3 protein-coding genes are annotated in these 2,711 nt (G+C 56.0%); all 3 read left to right on the top strand.

Translation table 11 applies throughout. The features are described from left to right. On the top strand, positions 1–808 hold an 808-nt coding region (locus DBO31_RS04620), incomplete at its 5' end, for an aminotransferase class I/II-fold pyridoxal phosphate-dependent enzyme (RefSeq protein WP_150824554.1). Between the two features lie 9 nt (positions 809–817). After that, positions 818–1,699 (top strand): NAD(P)/FAD-dependent oxidoreductase, encoded by an 882-nt coding sequence (locus DBO31_RS04625; RefSeq protein ID WP_150824555.1) that lies wholly within the window; start codon positions 818–820, stop codon positions 1,697–1,699. Between the two features lie 98 nt (positions 1,700–1,797). Then, on the top strand, positions 1,798–2,711 hold a 914-nt coding region (locus DBO31_RS04630; protein ID WP_150824556.1), incomplete at its 3' end, for an MFS transporter.

Consider the following 2,711-nt stretch of genomic DNA (forward strand, 5'->3'; position numbering starts at 1 on the left):
CATTGCGCCGTTCTATCCGGAATACCGCATCTTCATCGAACCCATCGGATCCAAATGCGTCGTCGTTCCGCCCGATACGGAGCATTTCCAGTTGTCCATCGAAGGGGTGGCAAAGGCTATTACGCCCCATACGCGGGCGATTATCGTCAATTCGCCTAATAATCCGTCGGGGACAGTCTATTCGGAAGATACGATCCGCAGGCTGGCGGCCCTTTTGAAGGAGAAGTCGGCAGAAATCGGTCATCCTATTTTCCTTATTTCCGATGAACCGTACCGGGAAATCGTCTACGACAATCTCCCCATTCTCTATCTGCCGCATTATTATGACAATACGATCGTGACCTATTCGTACAGCAAGTCCCTGAGCCTGCCCGGTGAACGGATCGGCTATATCCTCGTGCCGCCGACGGTGGACGATCATGCATATCTCATGACGGCCATCCTGGGGACGGCCCGCATGTATGGCTATGTCTGCGCGCCCAGTACGTACCAGCGGGTCATTGCGGCCGTACGCGGGGCGACGGCGGACATCAGCGAGTACGACAAGAACCGTCATCTTATCTATGATAATCTGACGAAGATGGGCTACGACTGTGTTTATCCGTCGGGAGCGTTTTATTTGTTCGTAAAAGCGCCTGATGGAAATTCGCTGCAGTTCATGGAAAATGCCAAGAAATTTAATATCCTCCTGGTGGCAGCTGATGAGTTTGCCTGCCCGGGATATGCCCGCATTTCCTACTGCGTCGATGCCGATATGATCCGCCGCAGCCTGCCGGCATTCAAAAAGTTGCTGGCATTGTACAAATAGGAGGTACTTATGACTGATGTCATCATTATTGGCTCCGGCCCGGCCGGCGTTTCGGCTTCGCTCTATGCCCGGCGGGCAGGGCTGTCCGTAGAGGTGCTGTCCAAAGGCACGGGTGCCCTGGAAAAGGCGGAGCTCATTGAAAATTATTACGGATTTCCCGAACCGGTCAGCGGAGCTGAGCTGGCCAGCCGGGGGATAGCCGGGGCACGGCGCCTCGGCGTCCTTTTCAAGGAAGCAGAAGTCGTCTGGATCGGCATGGATGATACGCTGACTCATTTTGTCGTGGAAACGACGACGGAGAAAATCGAAACGCACAGCATTATCCTGGCGACTGGTGCGGCCCGTCAGAGTCTTCCCATCCCGGGGCTCCGTGAGCTGGAAGGAAAGGGTGTCAGCTACTGTGCTATCTGCGATGCCTTTTTCTACCGGAAAAAGCCCGTCGTCGTCCTCGGCGGCGGAGAATACGCCCTGCACGAAGCGCAGGTGCTGCTGCCTGTTGCCTCTTCAGTCACACTTTGCACTAATGGCAGTGATGCGCCTGCCGGTGTACCGGAAGGGCTGGCTGTATGCACCCAGCCCGTAGAGGCCGTAGAAGGTGCGGACCGCGTATCGGCAGTCCGTCTGGCGGATGGCAGCCAGATTGAAGCGGCCGGTGTATTTGTCGCCAGTGGTGTGGCAGGAAGTGCGGACCTGGCCCGTAAAATCGGGGCGCCCCTTTCGGGCTCACATATCCTCGTCGATGAACACATGGCGACGGCCGTTCCAGGCCTGTTCGCCGCCGGCGATGCCACAGGTGGTCTGCTGCAGATTGCCAAGGCCGTGTACGAAGGAGCCCAGGCCGGTATCAGCGCAGCTGCCTATGTGCGCAAACAAAAAGGCATTTCGCAATAATAAGGCCTAAAAAGGAGCTGTCCTCACTGCGGCAGCTCCTTTCCCTTTATAAATTATTTAAAACGTAGTGAAATATTTTATGCTGTCAGGTGAATATAGTGAATCAGCAGAATCGCATTTGGAACGGGAATTTTATTCTTATTACAGTAGGGAACGGCTTGTTGTTTGTCAATTTTCATATGCTCGTCCCGACCATTGCCATGTACGCCGCTTCCATCGGGTCCAGCGGCGGCGAAATCGGCATCATTGCCGGTATCTTCGCCCTGTCGGCCATCGTTGTGCGGCTGTTTACGGACGCCCTCGTAGGCAGACTGGGGAAGAAACGCTGTCTCTTCCTGGGACTTTTGACGTCCCTCGTCGCCACGGCGGGATACGGGCTGTTCCCGACATTCGGCGGACTTCTGACGGCCCGTATCCTCCATGGATTTGGCTTTGGGCTGTCTACGACGTTCGCGGCGGCCCTGGCCGTCGAGGTCATACCGCCGGAGCACCGCGGGGAAGGCGTCGGGTATTTCGGTCTGGGCAACACGATTTCCATGGGCTCGGCACCGGCTGTCGGGGTGGCGGTCTTCTCGGCATTTCCGCCGCAGATATTGTTTGCCCTGGCTTCGGCGGCCTGTATCGTGTCCATGACCCTGTTCCTGCTGGCACGGGTTCCGGAACGGCCGGCAGGGCAGGTGAAGAAGGAACGGATTTCCCTTCTGCATCATTTCTTTGAAGAAGGGACGGCCGTGCCGGGCGTTATTTCCTTCCTCTTTGGCTTCGTCTATGCGTCGGTCAATACGTACCTGCCGCTCATGGCGGAAGAAGCGCACATCGCCTATGCCGGCCTGTTCTTTGTGTCTGGCACGTTATTCGTGTTTCTCTCCCGGATAGTTGGCGGCAAAGTCTATGACCGTCACGGCCCGTTTTCCGTCATGTTTCCCGGCGTACTCCTGTACAGTGTTGGTATTTTCATGATCTGTACGGCTCATTCCTCAGTGTATCTGCTGTGTGGTTCGGTTTTCTATGG

Source organism: Megasphaera sp. DJF_B143 (genome assembly GCF_900320625.1).
In the GTDB taxonomy this organism is placed as follows: Bacteria; Bacillota; Negativicutes; order Veillonellales; family Megasphaeraceae; genus Megasphaera; species Megasphaera hexanoica.